This is a genomic window from Bacillus cereus group sp. BfR-BA-01381 (assembly GCF_022663555.1).
Classification (GTDB): Bacteria; Bacillota; Bacilli; order Bacillales; family Bacillaceae_G; genus Bacillus_A; species Bacillus_A pacificus.
The window spans coordinates 1-17,236 of sequence record NZ_JAKUFR010000041.1 but is presented as its reverse complement, the minus strand read 5'-3'; the positions used below and the strand labels follow the sequence as shown (position 1 = coordinate 17,236).

Genomic DNA, 17,236 nt, shown 5'->3' with positions numbered 1-17,236 from the left:
TAAGGTGCATATAGACGTAAAAAGACCTTTACTCAAAACGAGTAAAGGTCTGAATTCACAGTTAAAAGAGTCCACAACAAAGACTGATAGTAAGCATAAATCAAAACAGTTTTTGTGTATGACAAAATACATGCACCTCTCCCTCGTTGAGTTTTAGCACTGTATAGCATAGGTACTGAAACCAGCTACGTTAAAAAAGGCCTTCATTCCGACCTTTCTTGTTGACCCATTGGCGTCTCTCGACATTTTTGGGCAGCAGCGTTTCTCTATACAGGAGCCTCACCTAACAGAGACCATATTCAATTACATGTTGAATGTTAGCACTGAAATTTTGTAGTGTCAACATATTTTTTGAAAACTCAAATAGATTTATCTTGGCTATATAGTAGGAAATAAGCGGAGTTTTTTTGAAATAAGGTTGGAAAATAAATATTGTAATGAACATAAATAAAAAGCACTGATCACAGTGCTTTTTGTTATAGATTATGAGATTGTAGCATTTTCAAAAATAACAATCTCTGAACTGTTTGCAGTTGAAACGCGTTGTGCATAATATGTTAGAGCTGAAGAAATATATGTTGGTAACGAATCATTTGTATGTGTTGTTGTATATTCATGGATTAACTCTTTCAAAGTCGTCCATTCTAATTGTGCTGGGTGATCAGACACGAAAGAACTTACCCAGCGATCAAATGAAGATGAAAAATCAGTTTGTAAACGAAATGCTTCTTTCATAATAAAACGCTCCCTTAAAATGTAGTATAATCATTTTAACATAAAACACGAACGATATCCAAGTTTTTTGAGTATAATGTTCGTGATATATAGTTGTCTAGATGATTGGTTGTGTAAATTCGATTTGCCATTTGAAATAACATTCCGTAAGATGAAAGGTAGATTATATAAAGAGCTGGAGGAAAGAAAGTGGAATTTGTATTTTTAGGAACTGGTGCAGGTGTTCCTTCGAAAGGAAGGAACGTTTCAGCAATTGCTTTGCAATTGTTAGAAGAACGAGGACAAACTTGGTTATTTGATTGTGGCGAGGCGACGCAACATCAAATATTACATACATCAGTACGTCCACGCCGCATTGAAAAAATATTTATTACGCATTTACATGGTGATCATATTTTTGGATTGCCTGGCTTATTAGGAAGCCGTTCGTTTCAAGGAGGGACTACACCTTTAACAGTGTATGGACCAAAAGGAATTAAACAATTTATTGAAGTAGCATTATCAGTAAGTACGACACATGTAAAATACCCACTTGAAATTGTTGAGATAACAGAAGAAGGTACTGTGTTTGAAGATAATGAATTTCATGTGGAAACGAAAAGATTGTCACACGGTATTGAATGTTTTGGGTATCGTATTATAGAGAAAGATATACAAGGCGCCCTTTTAGTCGATAAATTGCTGGAGATGGGTGTGAAACCAGGTCCACTCTTTAAGCGTTTAAAAGATGGAGAAGTGGTTGAATTGGAAAATGGTACGATACTAAACGGACAAGATTTTATCGGCCCACCTCAAAAAGGAAGAATTATTACCATTTTAGGTGATACAAGATTTTGTGAAGCGAGTAGAGAGCTGGCACAAGACGCTGACGTACTAGTTCATGAAGCAACTTTTGCGGCAGAAGATGAACAACAAGCGTATGATTATTTTCATTCCACATCTAAGCAAGCTGCGAGTATTGCACTTCAGGCAAATGCAAAACGATTAATATTGACTCATATTAGTTCTCGTTATCAAGGGGATACGTATAAGGAATTATTGAAAGAGGCAAGAGAGCTATTTTCTAATACAGAAATAGCAACGGATTTAAAATCATTTCCAGTAGAAAGATAATAATGATATGAAAAAATGGCGACGAGAGGTTGCCATTTTTTTTCGAAAAAAATAAAATAAAACTGTTATCATTTTATGCTTATATTAGATGAAACAGAAAGTTTTAATGATGTGAAGATATAGGATAAAAATACATAGTATCGATTATTTAGAAAAACTGTTATACAAGTCAGACGACATACGAATGATACAAATAGCAAAAACGGAATTTTATTCAGAACTTTTAAAATTCATTAAAAGTAAGCGTTTTATTAAAAACAAGTTATAATGAGGGCAGATTATAATTTATCCCACTTTAATGGGCAGTAAGACTCTACCTCAAAATTCGCGAATGCGAGGAATTTAGGCGAGAGATAACTGCTCGTAAAAGCACGATTGTTGTGGGCTAATAATTATTGGGAATGGACAAAACTCCCACTGATTATAGTTTCACTTGTTTATGCTATCCTTGTAAGTGGTTCTGTGTTAAACTTTGGATTGCTACCAGACTTTATTGTGGATTAGCTTATATTATTTTTAAATGAAGGTAATGCTAAGTTTCTTATTTATTATGACAACTAGTATTATTTCAGGATAGATTGTTTCATTGTTATTCAAAAACGATCCAATTCGTATAGCGGAACAAATTCGTAGTACAACTGGAAAAGCAACCGATTTGGTAGCTTAATAGAATAGTAAAAAATTTTTTCATAGAGGTTTAGGGGGAGTTATGATGAAGTATCGCTCAGTATTTGATATTATCGGTCCAGTTATGATTGGTCCATCAAGTTCACATACAGCAGGCGCAGCAAGAATGGGGCAAGTTGCTCGCCAGCTGTTTCGTCATGAACCAGAAAGAGTAAGCATTTCATTATATGGATCATTTGCAAAGACGTATCGTGGGCATGGTACAGATGTAGCGCTAATAGGTGGGATATTAGGGTTTGAAACAGATGACTTACGTATTCCAGAGGCGCTAGAGATAGCAAAAGAGCGCGAAATTGAAGTGGAATTCATTGAAGAGGATGCCAATGCACCTCACCCAAATACAGCGAGAATTCGTTTGTATAAAGATGAAGAAGAAATTGAAGTTGTTGCTTGCTCAATTGGTGGCGGTAAAATTGAAGTTGTAGAATTAAACGGATTCGATCTTCAATTATCTGGCACGAGTCCAGCACTACTTATTGTAAATAACGATCGCTTCGGTGCTATTGCAGCAGTAGCTTCAATCCTTGCGAAACATGAGATTAACATTAGTACAATGAGTGTTTCTCGTAAAGAAAAAGGAAGAAGAGCGCTTATGGTCATCGAAACAGATGAAATATTAGCAGATGAAGTGATTGAAGAAATAAAAGCGCAACAAAATATTTGTCAAGTAACTATTATGGAATAATTGCAGGGGGGACACACCATGTTTCGGAACGCAGCGGAACTAGTGGCGCAAGCTAAAGAACAAAATGTAAAAATCGCAGAAATTATGATTCAATGTGAAATGGAAACAAGAAGTATTTCACGTGAAGAAGTAATTGCTGGTATGGAAAAGAACTTAGTCGTGATGGAGCAAGCGGTAGAACGTGGTATTCGCGGAGTGAAATCACCAACTGGTTTAACTGGTGGAGATGCTGTAAAAGTTCAGGCGTATATGAAGAGTGGAAAAGGCTTATCTGGAGATACGATTTTGGACGCAGTGAGTAAAGCTGTTGCAACAAATGAAGTAAACGCAGCGATGGGAATTATTTGTGCAACACCAACAGCAGGGTCTGCTGGAACAGTGCCAGGTGTACTATTTGCACTAAGAGAAAAATTGCAGCCTACACGTGAAGAAATGATTGAATTCTTATTTACAGCGGGAGCTTTCGGTATGGTTGTTGCGAATAACGCTTGTATTTCTGGTGCAGCGGGAGGATGCCAAGCTGAAGTTGGTTCAGCAAGTGGAATGGCAGCTGCAGCTGCAGTTGAAATGGCTGGTGGAACACAAGAGCAAGCAGCTACAGCGATGGCAATTTCATTAAAGAACATGCTTGGTTTAGTATGTGATCCTGTTGCAGGACTTGTAGAAGTACCTTGCGTAAAACGTAATGCAGCAGGAGCTGCAAATGCGATGATTTCAGCTGATTTAGCATTAGCTGGTGTAACGAGTACTATTCCATGTGATGAAGTAATTGAGGCGATGTTTAGAATCGGACAAACGATGCCAGTAGCACTTCGTGAAACAGCTGAAGGTGGACTTGCAGCAACACCGACTGGACGCCGTCTGCAAGAAGAGATTTTTGGGAAGACGAATAACTAAAAATATATGTTTATAAAAAATGGAGCTCAAGTAAGATTGAGCTCCATTTTTTATTTTTCTTTTGTTAATTGTTCTAACGTTTTCCCAAGATTATGTGATCGTTGCGCTGCCTGTGTAATACAAGAAATAAGCGCTTGTTGAAATTGGTGTTCTTGTAATACTTCAATGCCCGCTTCGGTCGTTCCACCAGGAGAGGTAATTTCCTTTCGCAAAATAGACGGGTGTTTTTCACTTGCTTTTAGCATTTCAGCAGCACCAATCATCGTTTGGAGAATAAGTGACTTTGCAACATCTTCTTTTAAACCGATTTTTTTTGCAGCTTCTTCCATCGCTTCTACTACGTAATAAATATAAGCAGGCCCGCTTCCGGATAATGCAGTGACAGCATGCATATCTTCTTCCTCTACAACAGAGACGAGACCGATCGTTTCAAATAAAGCTATGGCAGTTTGAATATGTTCCTTTGTTGCATGTTTTGAAGGTGAGATAGCAGTAGCTGATTTTAAAATAGCTGCAGATGTATTTGGCATGGCACGAATAATCGGAACGTCTTTTTGAAGTAGATTTCTAATTGAATGAGTAGAAACACCTGCTAATAACGAAATAATAAGCAGGTTATTATGTATGTCTTCTTTAAAAGGGGTAAGCGCTTCTGCAACATCTTTTGGCTTCATTGCTAGAAAAAGAATATTTGTATTAGTAAGTAGTTCTTTTTTATTATGTGTACCTTTGACACCGTATTTGTTATGTAGCTCCTGTAACCTTGTCTCATTAGAACGATTACTTACAGTAATTTGTTCGCCTTTCACAACATTTGCATGTAACAAGCCACCAATAATCGCTTCGGCAATAGAGCCCGCACCGAGAAAGGAAATGTTTTGAATAGACATGATGTTCCTCCTTTAATTTTGGTTAGAAATTCTTATAAATGTACATACATTCGTTTTTTTCTAGGAAACACCTCTTTTTATCTGAAAATAATGACAAATATATAAGGAAGTTGTAAACTGAAGAAGTATTCATTTTTGAACCGGAAAGAGACAGGGGGGGCTAAGCATGACGGCGATTCACCGAATGGAGATTCCTGTGCCATTTGCAGTTGAAACTGTGAATGTGTTTTTAGTTGAGGGGGAGACATTAACATTAATTGATACAGGGACGAATACAGAAGAGGCAAGAAATGTGTTAGAAAGTCAGTTAGGTACATTAGGATATACGATAGAAGATATTAAAACAGTAGTTATTACGCATCATCATGCAGATCATTGTGGGCTTTTAAATATATTTTCTGAGAAGACGAACATTATTGGACACCCTTGGAATGAGCCGTGGATCACGCAAAATCCAGAATTTTTAAAGCGATATCATGAGTTTTTTAGAGAGACGGCTTTACAATTTGGTGTTCCAGCAGCATTTTTGAAAGACGAGGCTTTATTGACGACAAGGACACTGAAATATTCTTGTAATAGATCGCTAACGCATACTGTGAGAGAGGGAGATCGTATTGATTCAATGCCTGGTTTTACAGTAATTGAAACACCAGGTCATGCTTCCACTCATATTTCATTATATAGAGAATCTGATGGAATACTAATTGGAGGGGATGCTCTCATTAGTCATATTTCTTCGAATCCAATATTAGAACCACCATATGAAGGACAAACAGAAAGGGCGCGCCCGTTATTACAATATAATCAAACGTTAAAGCGTTTAAGTGAAATGAATATTTCACGCATTTTATCAGGACATGGAGAAGATGTTCTAAATGTGAAACAACTTATTGAAACGAGATTACAAAAGCAAGAAACACGTGCATTTAAAGTGCTTGAGTTATTAAAGGAAAAACCAATGACAGCATTTGAAGTATGTGTAAAACTATTTCCAGTATTGTATAAGGAACAATTGCCACTTACTATTTCAGAAACGGTTGGACAATTAGACTTTTTAGCATATAATCAACAAGTGATGATTGATGAATCTTCGCAACAATTGATTTATTATGCAAAGTAGGTGACAGCAATGACGGGACGTTTACAAAATAAAGTAATCGTCATTACAGGTGCTTCTAGTGGAATTGGAGAGCAAGTTGCAATGCAAGTTGCAGAGCAGGGGGCGACTCCAGTATTAATGGCTAGAACAGAAGAGAAATTAAAAGCGTTAGTAGACAAAATTAAAGAAACTTATAATACGCCTTGCTATTATTATGTATTAGATGTAAGTGCAGAGACGGAAGTACAATCTGTTTTTTCAAAAGTATTACAAGAGGTAGGACGTATTGATATATTAGTAAACAATGCGGGATTTGGTATTTTTAAAACATTTGAAGATGCATCAATGGATGAAGTGAAAGATATGTTCCAAGTAAATGTATTTGGATTAGTAGCTTGTACGAAAGCGGTACTACCTTATATGGTGAAAAGAAACGAAGGACATATTATTAATGTTGCTTCACTTGCTGGGAAAATTGCAACTCCGAAATCGAGTGCGTATGCAGCGACGAAACATGCAGTACTAGGATTTACGAATAGTTTACGCATGGAGTTATCTAGTACAAATATTTTCGTAACAGCGATTAATCCAGGTCCGATAGATACAAACTTTTTTGAAATAGCTGATCAATCCGGTACATATGTGAAAAATATGGGACGATACATGTTAAAACCAACATATGTAGCAGAGCAAATTGTAAAATCGATGCAAACGAAAAAGCGTGAAATAAACTTACCGAAATGGATGGGCATTGGTCCAAAACTTTATGCTTTATTCCCAGGTTTATTTGAGCGCGTAGCAGGCAAATCATTAAGTAAAAAATAGGAGATTTCCATATGGAAATCTCCTGTTTTTTTATTTTCCAGTTACATAATCGTAAACGATATCCTCAACCGCCTCGTATACATCAATTTTAGTATTTGAATGAATGATCGTTTGAATATGTTTAACAAGCATTTCCTGATCCTCATTTGACATAGGATTACATTGATATTGCTGAAAACTTTTTATAATCATTTTCTCAATTAATTTTTCATTCATGTTTTCCCCGCCTGTATGTACGTATGTATTGTTTTATTGTACTTGAAGTGAAATGAAAAAACTACTATGCAATATTTGTGTATAAAAATTCTGTTGTGTATATTGTTTTTCTAGTAAAATTAAGTTTTTTAAGTTTATGAAATTTATAAATATTTAATTGACTCTATAAATATACAATATTATAATCATACTTAATTTAAAGAATCGATATGAGGAGGAGCATATGAAAGTCGCGATTATTGGAGCAACTGGGTATGGGGGTATTGAGTTAATTCGGTTATTAGAGCAACATCCATATTTTTCGATAGCATCTCTTCATTCTTTTTCCAAAGTTGGCGAGTGTATAACAAATGTATATCCGCATTTTCAAAATGTTCTTGTTCATACGTTACAAGAAATTGATGCGGAGGAAATAGTGAAAGAAGCAGAAATTGTATTTTTGGCAACCCCGGCAGGAGTATCAGCAGAGCTAACTCCAAAATTATTAGCAGTAGGTTTAAAAGTAATTGACCTATCTGGAGACTTTCGTATGAAAGATCCTTTCATATATGAACAGTGGTATAAAAGGACAGCTGCAAAAGAAGGAGTCCTTAGGGAAGCTGTGTATGGGTTAAGTGAATGGAAAAGGTCCGAAATTCAAAAGGCAAATTTAATTGCAAACCCAGGTTGTTTTGCTACAGCTACATTATTAGCGATATTACCGTTAGTTCGTAGCGGCATAATTGAAGAAGATTCAATTATTATTGATGCGAAATCAGGAGTATCTGGAGCAGGCAAAACGCCAACAACGATGACTCACTTTCCTGAGTTATACGATAACTTACGTATTTATAAAGTAAATGAGCATCAACACGTTCCTGAGATCGAGCAAATGCTTGCGGAGTGGAATAGGGAGACGAAGCCAATCACGTTTAGTACACATTTAATACCGATATCACGGGGAATTATGGTTACACTTTATGCGAAAGTAAAACGAGAAATGGAAATAGAACAACTTCAAAAATTATATGAAGAAACGTATGAACAATCGCCTTTCATTCGAATTCGTACGCAAGGAGAGTTTCCAAGTCCGAAAGAAGTGAGGGGCTCAAATTATTGTGATATGGGGATAGCTTACGATGAAAGAACAGAAAGAGTGACCGTCGTTTCTGTTATAGACAATATGATGAAAGGTGCGGCTGGGCAAGCAATTCAAAATGCAAATATAGTAGCGGGACTAGAAGAAACAACTGGTTTACAACATATGCCGCTTTATTTATAAGGGGGACATGATGATTAAAGTAGCGTCTATTACAAAATTAGAAAATGGTTCGATTGTAACTCCAAAAGGTTTCTTGGCCATTGGCACTGCAATTGGTCTGAAAAAGGAGAAAAAGGATTTAGGGGCAATCGTTTGTGAAACACCAGCATCATGTGCTGCTGTTTATACAACAAATCAAATACAAGCAGCACCCTTGCAAGTAACGAAGGATAGTATAGCGACTGAGGGGAAATTACAAGCTATTATCGTTAATAGTGGAAATGCAAATGCTTGTACAGGAATGAAAGGATTACAAGATGCTTACGAGATGCGTGCATTAGGAGCAGAACATTTTGGATTGAAAGAAAATTATGTTGCAGTAGCTTCAACAGGTGTAATTGGTGTTCCGCTGCCGATGGATATAATCCGAAATGGGATTGCTACTCTTATCCCGGCGAAGGAAGAAAGGGAAGCTCATTCTTTTTCTGAAGCGATCTTAACGACGGATCTTATAACGAAAGAAACTTGCTATGAAATGGTGATTGATGGGAAGAAGGTGCTGATTGCTGGTGTTGCGAAAGGTTCAGGGATGATTCATCCAAATATGGCAACGATGCTAAGTTTTATTACGACAGACGCTCATATAGAGCATGACGTATTACAAACAGCATTATCACAAATCACAAATCATACATTCAATCAAATTACGGTAGATGGAGATACTTCTACGAATGATATGGTCATCGTTATGGCAAGTGGATTATCAGAAACGAAACCAATCAATATGGAACATGCAGATTGGGAAACTTTCGTATTTGCTTTACAGAAGGTATGTGAAGATTTAGCGAAAAAAATCGCACAAGATGGTGAGGGCGCTACGAAGTTAATAGAAGTAAATGTGTTAGGAGCTCGAACGAATGAAGAGGCAAAGAAAATTGCAAAGCAAATAGTCGGTTCGAGTCTTGTGAAAACAGCAATACATGGTGAAGATCCAAACTGGGGGCGAATTATTAGTAGCATTGGACAAAGTGAAGTCGCGATTAACCCAAATACAATTGATATTACTCTTCAATCTATTGCAGTGCTGAAAAATAGTGAACCTCAAATGTTTTCTGAAGAGGAAATGAAAATGAGATTACAAGAACATGAAATTATGATTGATGTGAATTTACATTTAGGAGAAGAGACAGGATCAGCTTGGGGCTGTGACTTAAGCTATGAATATGTGAAAATAAACGCTTGTTATCGTACATAAGGAGAGGGAAGATGAGCGATTATATTGTAGTGAAATGCGGCGGTAGTATGTTGAATCAATTACATGATGTGTTTTTTGATTGTATAAAGAAATTACAACAGAAGTATAAAGTAGTGATTGTTCATGGTGGTGGCCCAGAAATTGATGCCAAATTAAAAGATTGTAACATCAACGTAGAAAAAAAAGATGGATTACGAGTAACACCAAAAGAAGTTATGGATATTGTTCAAATGGTGCTATGCGGAAGTACGAATAAAAAACTCGTAATGAATTTACAAAAGCATAATTTACTTGCGGTAGGTTGCTCAGGGTGTGATGGCAAGTTACTTCAAGTTCAACCTGTCAGTGAGGAGATAGGATATGTGGGAGAAGTAAGTTATGTCGAAACGGCCTTACTAAAAGGATTAATAAATATGAATTATATTCCTGTTATTGCTCCGGTCGGCATAAAAGATAATGAGATTTATAACATAAATGCGGATACCGCCGCAGCTGGAATTGCGGCTGCATTATCTGCAAAAGAACTCATTTTTATTACAGATGTAGATGGGGTATTACATGAAGGAAAGTTACTAAAGAAAACGGATGAATTTGAAATTGTGAATTTAATAGAAAAAGGAGTTATTACCGGTGGGATGATTCCGAAAGTACAGGCAGCACTAGCATCATTAAAAATGGGAGTGCAAAAGGTTAGTATCGTAAATGGGACGAAGGATTTTACCGAGGTTACAGGTGAGTGTATCGGAACGACGGTAACGAGGGGTGTGAGTATTGCATGACAAGTCATCTTTTTCAAACGTATGGAAGAAGAAAGAGTGAGTTTGTAAAGGGAAAGGGAACGAAAGTTATTGATCATAACGGTAAGCAATATTTAGATTTTACATCGGGAATTGGCGTATGTAATTTAGGGCATTGTCACCCTACTGTTATGAAAGCTGTACAAGAGCAACTGCATGAAATATGGCATATATCTAACCTGTTTACAAACAGCTTACAAGAAGAAGTCGCGTCATTATTAACAGAAAACACAGCATTAGATTATGTGTTCTTCTGTAATAGCGGGGCAGAGGCGAATGAAGCAGCTTTGAAGTTAGCCCGTAAGCATACTGGAAAATCTCTCGTCGTAACGTGTGAGCAGTCTTTTCACGGTAGAACATTTGGAACGATGAGTGCGACGGGGCAAAATAAAGTGAAAGAAGGATTTGGTCCATTACTTCCATCTTTTTTACATATTCCTTTTAACGATATTAAGGTATTGGAAGAGGTAATGAATGAAGAAGTTGCGGCAGTAATGGTAGAAGTTGTTCAAGGAGAGGGAGGAGTCATACCTGCTGATCTATCTTTTTTGAAAGCGATTGAAGCATTATGTAAGAAGTCCGGTTCCTTATTTATTATAGATGAAGTACAAACTGGAATTGGAAGAACTGGGACATTATTTGCTTACGAACAAATGGGAATAACACCTCATATCGTTACTACCGCTAAAGCGCTTGGAAATGGCATTCCAGTTGGAGCAATGATGGGCCGGAAAGAACTTGGAACATCGTTTCCTGCAGGATCACACGGTTCAACGTTTGGTGGAAATTATATTGCAATGGCTGCAGCGAAAGAAGTATTGCAAATAACTAAGAAACCATCGTTTTTAAAAGAAGTAAAGGAAAAGGGCGAATACGTATTACAGAAGTTGCAAGAGGAATTACGACATGTCGAATGTATTCAAAATATACGTGGTAAGGGGCTTATGGTTGGAATTAAATGTACGCATGAAGTTGCAAGTTTTATAGAACAACTAGAAAAAGAGGGACTTCTCGTATTACAAGCAGGGCCTAATGTTATAAGACTATTACCACCACTTATTGTGACGAATGAAGAATTAGAACAGGCAGTATATATGATAAAAAAAGTAGTTTGTACAAAAAACGTATCAATTATATAAGGGGGAAGTTTCATGTCAACTGTACAAGTACCGAAATTAAATACGAAAGACCTTTTAACTTTAGAAGAATTGACGCAAGAAGAAATCATTTCATTAATTGAATTCGCTATATATTTAAAAAAGAATAAGCAGGAGCCTTTATTACAGGGCAAAATATTAGGGCTTATCTTTGATAAACATTCAACTCGTACTCGCGTATCTTTTGAAGCAGGAATGGTACAGCTCGGGGGACATGGCATGTTTTTAAATGGGAAAGAGATGCAAATGGGAAGAGGAGAAACCGTTTCAGATACTGCAAAAGTATTGTCTCATTATATTGACGGGATCATGATACGTACATTCTCACACGCGGATGTAGAAGAGCTTGCGAAAGAATCGAGCATTCCTGTTATTAACGGTTTAACTGACGATCATCATCCTTGTCAAGCATTGGCAGACCTAATGACAATATATGAAGAAACAAATACATTTAAAGGAATAAAATTGGCTTACGTAGGTGATGGAAATAATGTATGTCATTCATTGTTGTTAGCGAGTGCAAAAGTCGGAATGCATATGACTGTTGCAACGCCTGTAGGATATGAACCGAATGAGAAGATTGTAAAAAAAGCGTTAGCGATTGCTGAAGAAACAGGAGCGAAAATTGAAATTTTGCATAACCCTGAACTAGCGGTGAATGAAGCAGATTTCATTTATACTGACGTTTGGATGAGCATGGGGCAAGAGGGAGAAGAAGAGAAATATACTTTATTTCAACCGTACCAAATCAATAAAGAACTTGTTACGCATGCGAAACAAACATATCGTTTCTTACACTGTTTACCTGCCCATCGTGAAGAAGAAGTAACAGGAGAAATTATAGATGGACCACAGTCTATCGTTTTTGAGCAAGCTGGTAATCGATTGCATGCGCAAAAAGCATTATTAGTAAGTTTATTTAAAAATGTAGAAGAGCTTTCCTAAAGGATGTACACCCCAGTTGTTAGATATAAATAACTGGAGGTGTGCTTTTTTATATTGAAATGTCGTATGTATATTTGGTTAACCATCTTTATATCATTTATAATAAAAAGAGTAAACTAAATTTGTTTTTCATATCATGTAAGGACATACTAGATAAAAAAATATAGTTAAAGAGATGATGAATTTGAAAACAACTAAGAAAACATATTCGTTTTTTCAGCGGATGTGGAGAATATTAAAGTTTCAATATTATAAGTTGCTTCGATCACCAGAAGGGGCGAAGAAAGTATCGTTAGGTTTTGCGATTGGTTTTGGTTTAGAGATGTTGGTTATATATACAGCATCGCTCGTCTATTTAATATTTTATCCAATCGTCAGGTTAGCAAAGGGATCTTTTCCTGCTGCGGTGATTGGCAATATTATCGGGAAAATATCATTTTTACCGGTATTTTTATTTCCATTTGCTTATGCGTTAGGAAAAATGATTTATCCATTTCATGTACAAAAAATACATCATGAACCCTTTACGATATCGGACTTGTTTTCGAGTCACATTTTTACGATATTAAAGAGCTTATTACAGAGTGAAGTGTATGTATTAATTGGAATGACGATTTTAGGGGGTGTGTTTGGTGTAGTTTCATATTTTGTTGTGCATTATTTGTATGAAAAGAACCGTAAGTTACGTTTGAAGAATAGAAAGAAAAAAGTGAGAGAACCACTCGTACAAATATAAAGAATGGCACATTCATTTCCTACTTTGAATATGTTTAAGAAAAAGGGGGAGAGAATGAATGTATTATTACTATGTACCTCAAGTATACCCATATACAAATTATTATCCAGTAAATGATATGAGGCAGCAAGTTGGAGTGTATCAACAGCAACAATTTCAGCAAATACCACAACAACAGCCTACGCAAGAACATAAACCGTATTTAACGACATGGCCATATTCAAATGTATACTATGGTAATTATTACGAATCATAAAGCTGCTTCTATTTGAAGCAGCTTTATACGTTTGTTTTCAAAATTAAATTTTGAATGGTTTGAAGAGAGTGAATGAGTTTTTCACGTTCTTCCTCAGATAACGTTTGGAAATTTTCTTTTAATTTGTCTAAAATGAATTGTTGATACTGATTTACTAACAATTTCCCTTCAGCTGTCAGGGAAATTAAAATGACCCGTCGATCTTTTTCGCTATAATGACGCTCTATTAGTTCTTCTTGGATCAGTTTGTTTAATAGAGGTGTCATGTTAGGCCGTGAAATCGCTAGCCGCTTGCCGATTTCGGAAACTGCTAATGTGCCATTTTCATGCAGAAGCAGTAATACTTGTGTATGTGATGGCGGCATATGTCTTTGAGAAGAAAATTCTCCAGGAAGCATAAATTTGCGATAAAAAAGAGGCACTAGCGAAAGAAGATGATCAACAATACGTTCCCACTCGCGTGATTCCATATAAAGGCCCCCTTCCACTCTCATTGTAACAAAAAAGACATGTTATAAAAATAGAATTGTTTCATGCGGATTTTAATATTTGTAGGCCAACACTTTTTTTGTAAAGGAATCGGCAATAATCGAATAGCCTTTATCATTTGGGTGTACTTGGTCAAAGAGTAATTCTTTCTTATCATTCGATATTAATTTGCGAATTGGTAAAACGATAGATGGTTGATTTGCTTTTGCAATGGAATAAACGGATTCATTCCAGCCGTCTAAAAACATATCTGCATAACTTGCGATGGAGTCATCGAGTTGTAACGGGTTATAGAGTTCAGAAAGAATGAGTAAAGCATGCGGATTTTGATCTCGGACTGTCTTTACAATATTTTTTACATCTGCTTCAAAATGAGCTTTTTCTTTATTTAACATTTTAATACCGTCTATAACACCGACATCACGATTTAAGCGAAACAAATTATTTCCCCCAATATTAATTGTAATAATATTGGCTGCTCTAATTTTTTGCTTTACATCTTCTGATTGAACTTTTTTAGCGAGACGATCTGTTGTAAGACCGTTTATCCCAAGGTTTTCTACAGTAATTGGTTTATGAATTTGTGCTTCTATTTGTTTAGAGGCTAATTCAGCAAATCCGCCTTGTGTCGATCCATATCCTTTGGCGAGCGAATCACCTAGTACGAGATGATAAAAGGAATCGTTTGTTTGCTTATCAATCCAACTTGGAGTAGATGTTTTTTCTGTTTTTTCTTCGGGTTCATTTTGTTTTGTCTCATCGTTCTTTTCAAAATAAGAATAAGAAATGATTAGAAGGAGGAGACAAACAATTGTTAAGATGACTTTTTTCATAAATTCATCCTCCTTGTAATTGGTAATTGTATCATATTCAGCAGTATTAACAATGTAAGGGCATATTATATGTTTATGAAAAGTTTACAATAACTTTACAGAAAATTTGTAGAAGTATGTCAAAAAATATTGACGATATGAAAGTACATTATATATGATAATGTCAGATAAGGTGAAATTTTAATTAGTAGGGCTTTATTTCCCGATGAGTAAAATCTCACCAATCGAGCGTTTAAGAGGACTACTCATTAGCGCAGGATGAAATGAAAATCTTATCTCCAATAGAAGAAAAAAGGTATGTGATTAGAGACGGATTCATTTCATTATTTTTGGTAATTGTATAAGGGGGATTTTTTGTGAAAAAGTCAAAAAAAATGCTAGCTGGAGCAACTCTTGCTATTGGTGTTATAGCGCCGCAAGTATTGCCAGCAACAGCTCATGCGGATGAGCAAACTGGGGAGAGTACGGTTAACTTACGAATTCTAGAAACATCAGATATTCACGTTAACTTAATGAATTACGATTATTATCAAACGAAAACAGATAATAAGGTAGGTCTCGTGCAAACTGCAACACTTGTGAATAAAGCGCGTGAAGAAGCGAAGAACTCTGTCCTATTTGATGATGGGGATGCATTACAAGGGACACCGCTTGGAGATTATGTAGCGAATAAAATAAATGATCCGAAGAAGCCTGTGGATCCTAGTTATACACACCCATTATATCGTTTAATGAATTTAATGAAGTATGACGTCATCTCTCTTGGGAATCATGAATTTAACTACGGTTTAGATTATTTAAACAAAGTAATTAGTAAAACAGAATTCCCGGTTATTAACTCAAACGTCTATAAAGATGATAAAGATAATAATGAAGAGAATGATCAAAATTACTTTAAACCATATCATGTTTTTGAAAAAGAAGTAGAAGATGAATCAGGTCAAAAACAAAAAGTGAAAATTGGCGTAATGGGGTTTGTTCCACCTCAAGTTATGAACTGGGATAAAGCAAATTTAGAAGGAAAAGTGAAAGCAAAAGATATAGTTGAAACAGCGAAAAAAATGGTGCCAAAAATGAAAGCAGAAGGTGCAGATGTTATCGTTGCACTAGCACATTCAGGTGTTGATAAGAGTGGATACAACGTTGGCATGGAAAACGCATCGTATTATTTAACAGAAGTTCCTGGTGTAGATGCAGTATTAATGGGACATTCACATACTGAAGTGAAGGACGTATTTAATGGTGTTCCAGTTGTAATGCCTGGTGTCTTTGGAAGTAACTTAGGCATTATTGATATGCAATTGAAAAAAGTAAATGGAAAATGGGAAGTACAAAAAGAGCAATCGAAGCCGCAACTTCGTCCGATTGCTGATAGTAAAGGAAACCCACTTGTACAATCTGATCAAAATTTAGTTAATGAAATTAAAGATGATCACCAAGCGACAATTGATTATGTGAATACTGCCGTAGGAAAAACGACAGCGCCAATTAATAGTTATTTCTCATTAGTACAGGATGATCCTTCTGTACAACTTGTGACAAATGCACAAAAATGGTATGTAGAAAAGTTATTTGCTGAAAATGGACAGTACAGCAAATATAAAGGAATTCCAGTTTTATCTGCAGGAGCACCATTTAAAGCAGGTGGCCGAAACGGTGCTACATATTATACGGATATTCCAGCTGGAACGTTAGCAATTAAAAACGTAGCAGATTTATATGTATATCCAAATACGTTATATGCTGTAAAAGTAAATGGGGCACAAGTGAAAGAATGGCTTGAAATGTCTGCAGGTCAGTTTAATCAAATTGATCCAAAGAAAACAGAAGAACAGCCGTTAGTAAATATAGGCTATCCTACATATAACTTCGATATTTTAGATGGCTTAAAATACGAAATTGATGTAACACAACCGGCGAAATACGATAAAGATGGAAAAGTTGTAAATGCAAATACGAATCGTATTGTAAATATGACATATGAAGGGAAGCCAGTAGCTGACAATCAAGAGTTCATCGTCGCTACAAATAACTATCGCGGAAGCAGCCAAACGTTCCCAGGTGTAAGTAAAGGGGAAGTTGTATACCAGTCACAAGATGAAACGCGTCAAATTATTGTGAAGTATATGCAAGAAACACCAGTTATTGATCCAGCAGCAGATAAAAATTGGACGTTTAAACCGATTGTTGCCGATAAATTACATACAACATTCGATTCTTCACCAAATGCACAAAAGTATATAAAGAAAGATGGAAAAATATCATATGTTGGACCATCTGAAAATGAATTTGCTAAATATGCAATTGATATAACGAAGAAGAACGATGATGATAAGGAAACTGGTGGAGAGAATCCAACAACACCACCAACAGGTGAAGGA

18 protein-coding genes, 1 pseudogene and 1 riboswitch are annotated in these 17,236 nt (G+C 36.1%); of the genes and pseudogenes, 14 read left to right on the top strand and 5 right to left on the bottom strand.

Annotation, left to right across the window (positions count from 1 at the left end):
- Nucleotides 1-130: 130 nt before the first annotated feature.
- Nucleotides 131-298, bottom strand: a riboswitch (M-box (ykoK) riboswitch).
- Nucleotides 299-483: 185 nt separating this feature from the next.
- On the bottom strand, nt 484-735 hold the full coding sequence (locus tag MR079_RS15560; protein WP_000656492.1) for a DUF3932 family protein: 252 nt from the start codon (nt 733-735) through the stop codon (nt 484-486).
- 189 nt (nt 736-924) lie between these two features.
- On the opposite strand from MR079_RS15560, the gene rnz reads away from it, so the two are divergent.
- From rnz to sdaAA, 4 genes and pseudogenes are all read left to right on the top strand, one after another.
- On the top strand, nt 925-1,848 hold the full coding sequence (rnz, locus tag MR079_RS15555) for a ribonuclease Z (protein ID WP_000397447.1): 924 nt from the start codon (nt 925-927) through the stop codon (nt 1,846-1,848).
- 375 nt (nt 1,849-2,223) lie between these two features.
- A pseudogene (locus MR079_RS15550) lies at nt 2,224-2,481 on the top strand (hypothetical protein).
- A 79-nt stretch (nt 2,482-2,560) separates the two neighbouring features.
- The gene (gene sdaAB / locus MR079_RS15545; protein ID WP_242294241.1) at nt 2,561-3,220 is read left to right on the top strand and encodes an L-serine ammonia-lyase, iron-sulfur-dependent subunit beta; all 660 of its coding nucleotides are present in this window, start codon (nt 2,561-2,563) and stop codon (nt 3,218-3,220) included.
- A gap of 18 nt (nt 3,221-3,238) precedes the next feature.
- Nucleotides 3,239-4,117: an L-serine ammonia-lyase, iron-sulfur-dependent, subunit alpha gene (sdaAA, locus tag MR079_RS15540; RefSeq protein ID WP_000489463.1), complete on the top strand. Its 879-nt coding sequence runs from the start codon at nt 3,239-3,241 to the stop codon at nt 4,115-4,117.
- 50 nt (nt 4,118-4,167) lie between these two features.
- Here sdaAA and proI read toward each other — a convergent pair whose 3' ends face one another.
- A complete protein-coding gene (proI, locus tag MR079_RS15535) occupies nt 4,168-5,007 on the bottom strand; it encodes a pyrroline-5-carboxylate reductase ProI (RefSeq protein ID WP_044793839.1) in 840 nt (279 codons plus the stop codon).
- 166 nt (nt 5,008-5,173) lie between these two features.
- Between proI and MR079_RS15530 the strand changes: the two genes are divergently transcribed.
- A complete protein-coding gene (locus tag MR079_RS15530; RefSeq protein WP_242294240.1) occupies nt 5,174-6,127 on the top strand; it encodes an MBL fold metallo-hydrolase in 954 nt (317 codons plus the stop codon).
- A 9-nt stretch (nt 6,128-6,136) separates the two neighbouring features.
- On the top strand, nt 6,137-6,931 hold the full coding sequence (locus tag MR079_RS15525) for an SDR family NAD(P)-dependent oxidoreductase (protein WP_242294239.1): 795 nt from the start codon (nt 6,137-6,139) through the stop codon (nt 6,929-6,931).
- A 30-nt stretch (nt 6,932-6,961) separates the two neighbouring features.
- Here the strand turns inward: MR079_RS15525 and MR079_RS15520 are convergent, their stop codons facing one another.
- Entirely contained in the window at nt 6,962-7,147 is a 186-nt protein-coding gene (locus MR079_RS15520; RefSeq protein ID WP_046197857.1) for a YqzH family protein, read from the bottom strand.
- Between the two features lie 223 nt (nt 7,148-7,370).
- Between MR079_RS15520 and argC the strand changes: the two genes are divergently transcribed.
- From argC to MR079_RS15485, 7 genes are all read left to right on the top strand, one after another.
- Nucleotides 7,371-8,408 carry an N-acetyl-gamma-glutamyl-phosphate reductase gene (argC, locus tag MR079_RS15515; RefSeq protein ID WP_242294238.1) on the top strand — a complete coding sequence of 346 codons (1,038 nt, stop codon included), beginning with the start codon at nt 7,371-7,373 and terminating at the stop codon, nt 8,406-8,408.
- Nucleotides 8,409-8,418: 10 nt separating this feature from the next.
- The gene (argJ, locus tag MR079_RS15510) at nt 8,419-9,642 is read left to right on the top strand and encodes a bifunctional glutamate N-acetyltransferase/amino-acid acetyltransferase ArgJ (RefSeq protein WP_242294237.1); all 1,224 of its coding nucleotides are present in this window, start codon (nt 8,419-8,421) and stop codon (nt 9,640-9,642) included.
- Between the two features lie 11 nt (nt 9,643-9,653).
- Nucleotides 9,654-10,421: an acetylglutamate kinase gene (gene argB, locus MR079_RS15505; RefSeq protein WP_242294236.1), complete on the top strand. Its 768-nt coding sequence runs from the start codon at nt 9,654-9,656 to the stop codon at nt 10,419-10,421.
- Complete coding sequence (locus MR079_RS15500; protein WP_242294235.1) at nt 10,418-11,578, top strand: acetylornithine transaminase; 1,161 nt, start codon at nt 10,418-10,420, stop codon at nt 11,576-11,578. Before argB ends, MR079_RS15500 begins: the two co-directional genes overlap by 4 nt.
- Nucleotides 11,579-11,590: 12 nt before the next feature.
- A complete protein-coding gene (gene argF, locus MR079_RS15495) occupies nt 11,591-12,541 on the top strand; it encodes an ornithine carbamoyltransferase (RefSeq protein WP_139866758.1) in 951 nt (316 codons plus the stop codon).
- A 175-nt stretch (nt 12,542-12,716) separates the two neighbouring features.
- On the top strand, nt 12,717-13,277 hold the full coding sequence (locus MR079_RS15490; protein ID WP_139866760.1) for a DUF2062 domain-containing protein: 561 nt from the start codon (nt 12,717-12,719) through the stop codon (nt 13,275-13,277).
- 58 nt (nt 13,278-13,335) lie between these two features.
- Nucleotides 13,336-13,533, top strand: a complete 198-nt coding sequence (locus tag MR079_RS15485) for a hypothetical protein (protein WP_100634243.1) — start codon at nt 13,336-13,338, stop codon at nt 13,531-13,533.
- 23 nt (nt 13,534-13,556) lie between these two features.
- Here the strand turns inward: MR079_RS15485 and MR079_RS15480 are convergent, their stop codons facing one another.
- A complete protein-coding gene (locus tag MR079_RS15480; protein WP_000445819.1) occupies nt 13,557-14,003 on the bottom strand; it encodes a MarR family winged helix-turn-helix transcriptional regulator in 447 nt (148 codons plus the stop codon).
- Between the two features lie 72 nt (nt 14,004-14,075).
- Complete coding sequence (locus MR079_RS15475; RefSeq protein WP_139866762.1) at nt 14,076-14,855, bottom strand: GDSL-type esterase/lipase family protein; 780 nt, start codon at nt 14,853-14,855, stop codon at nt 14,076-14,078.
- 356 nt (nt 14,856-15,211) lie between these two features.
- Here MR079_RS15475 and cpdB point away from each other — a divergent pair.
- A partial coding sequence (gene cpdB, locus MR079_RS15470) for a bifunctional 2',3'-cyclic-nucleotide 2'-phosphodiesterase/3'-nucleotidase (RefSeq protein WP_242294234.1) occupies nt 15,212-17,236 on the top strand: 2,025 nt, incomplete at its 3' end.

Coding starts and splice junctions, on each gene's coding strand:
- MR079_RS15560 (WP_000656492.1), bottom strand. CDS start 735: ATGAAAGAAGCATTTCGTTTACAAACTGATTTTTCATCTTCATTTGAT.
- sdaAB (WP_242294241.1), top strand. CDS start 2,561: ATGAAGTATCGCTCAGTATTTGATATTATCGGTCCAGTTATGATTGGT.
- sdaAA (WP_000489463.1), top strand. CDS start 3,239: ATGTTTCGGAACGCAGCGGAACTAGTGGCGCAAGCTAAAGAACAAAAT.
- proI (WP_044793839.1), bottom strand. CDS start 5,007: ATGTCTATTCAAAACATTTCCTTTCTCGGTGCGGGCTCTATTGCCGAA.
- MR079_RS15530 (WP_242294240.1), top strand. CDS start 5,174: ATGACGGCGATTCACCGAATGGAGATTCCTGTGCCATTTGCAGTTGAA.
- MR079_RS15525 (WP_242294239.1), top strand. CDS start 6,137: ATGACGGGACGTTTACAAAATAAAGTAATCGTCATTACAGGTGCTTCT.
- MR079_RS15520 (WP_046197857.1), bottom strand. CDS start 7,147: ATGAATGAAAAATTAATTGAGAAAATGATTATAAAAAGTTTTCAGCAA.
- argC (WP_242294238.1), top strand. CDS start 7,371: ATGAAAGTCGCGATTATTGGAGCAACTGGGTATGGGGGTATTGAGTTA.
- argJ (WP_242294237.1), top strand. CDS start 8,419: ATGATTAAAGTAGCGTCTATTACAAAATTAGAAAATGGTTCGATTGTA.
- argB (WP_242294236.1), top strand. CDS start 9,654: ATGAGCGATTATATTGTAGTGAAATGCGGCGGTAGTATGTTGAATCAA.
- MR079_RS15500 (WP_242294235.1), top strand. CDS start 10,418: ATGACAAGTCATCTTTTTCAAACGTATGGAAGAAGAAAGAGTGAGTTT.
- argF (WP_139866758.1), top strand. CDS start 11,591: ATGTCAACTGTACAAGTACCGAAATTAAATACGAAAGACCTTTTAACT.
- MR079_RS15490 (WP_139866760.1), top strand. CDS start 12,717: ATGATGAATTTGAAAACAACTAAGAAAACATATTCGTTTTTTCAGCGG.
- MR079_RS15485 (WP_100634243.1), top strand. CDS start 13,336: ATGTATTATTACTATGTACCTCAAGTATACCCATATACAAATTATTAT.
- MR079_RS15480 (WP_000445819.1), bottom strand. CDS start 14,003: ATGGAATCACGCGAGTGGGAACGTATTGTTGATCATCTTCTTTCGCTA.
- MR079_RS15475 (WP_139866762.1), bottom strand. CDS start 14,855: ATGAAAAAAGTCATCTTAACAATTGTTTGTCTCCTCCTTCTAATCATT.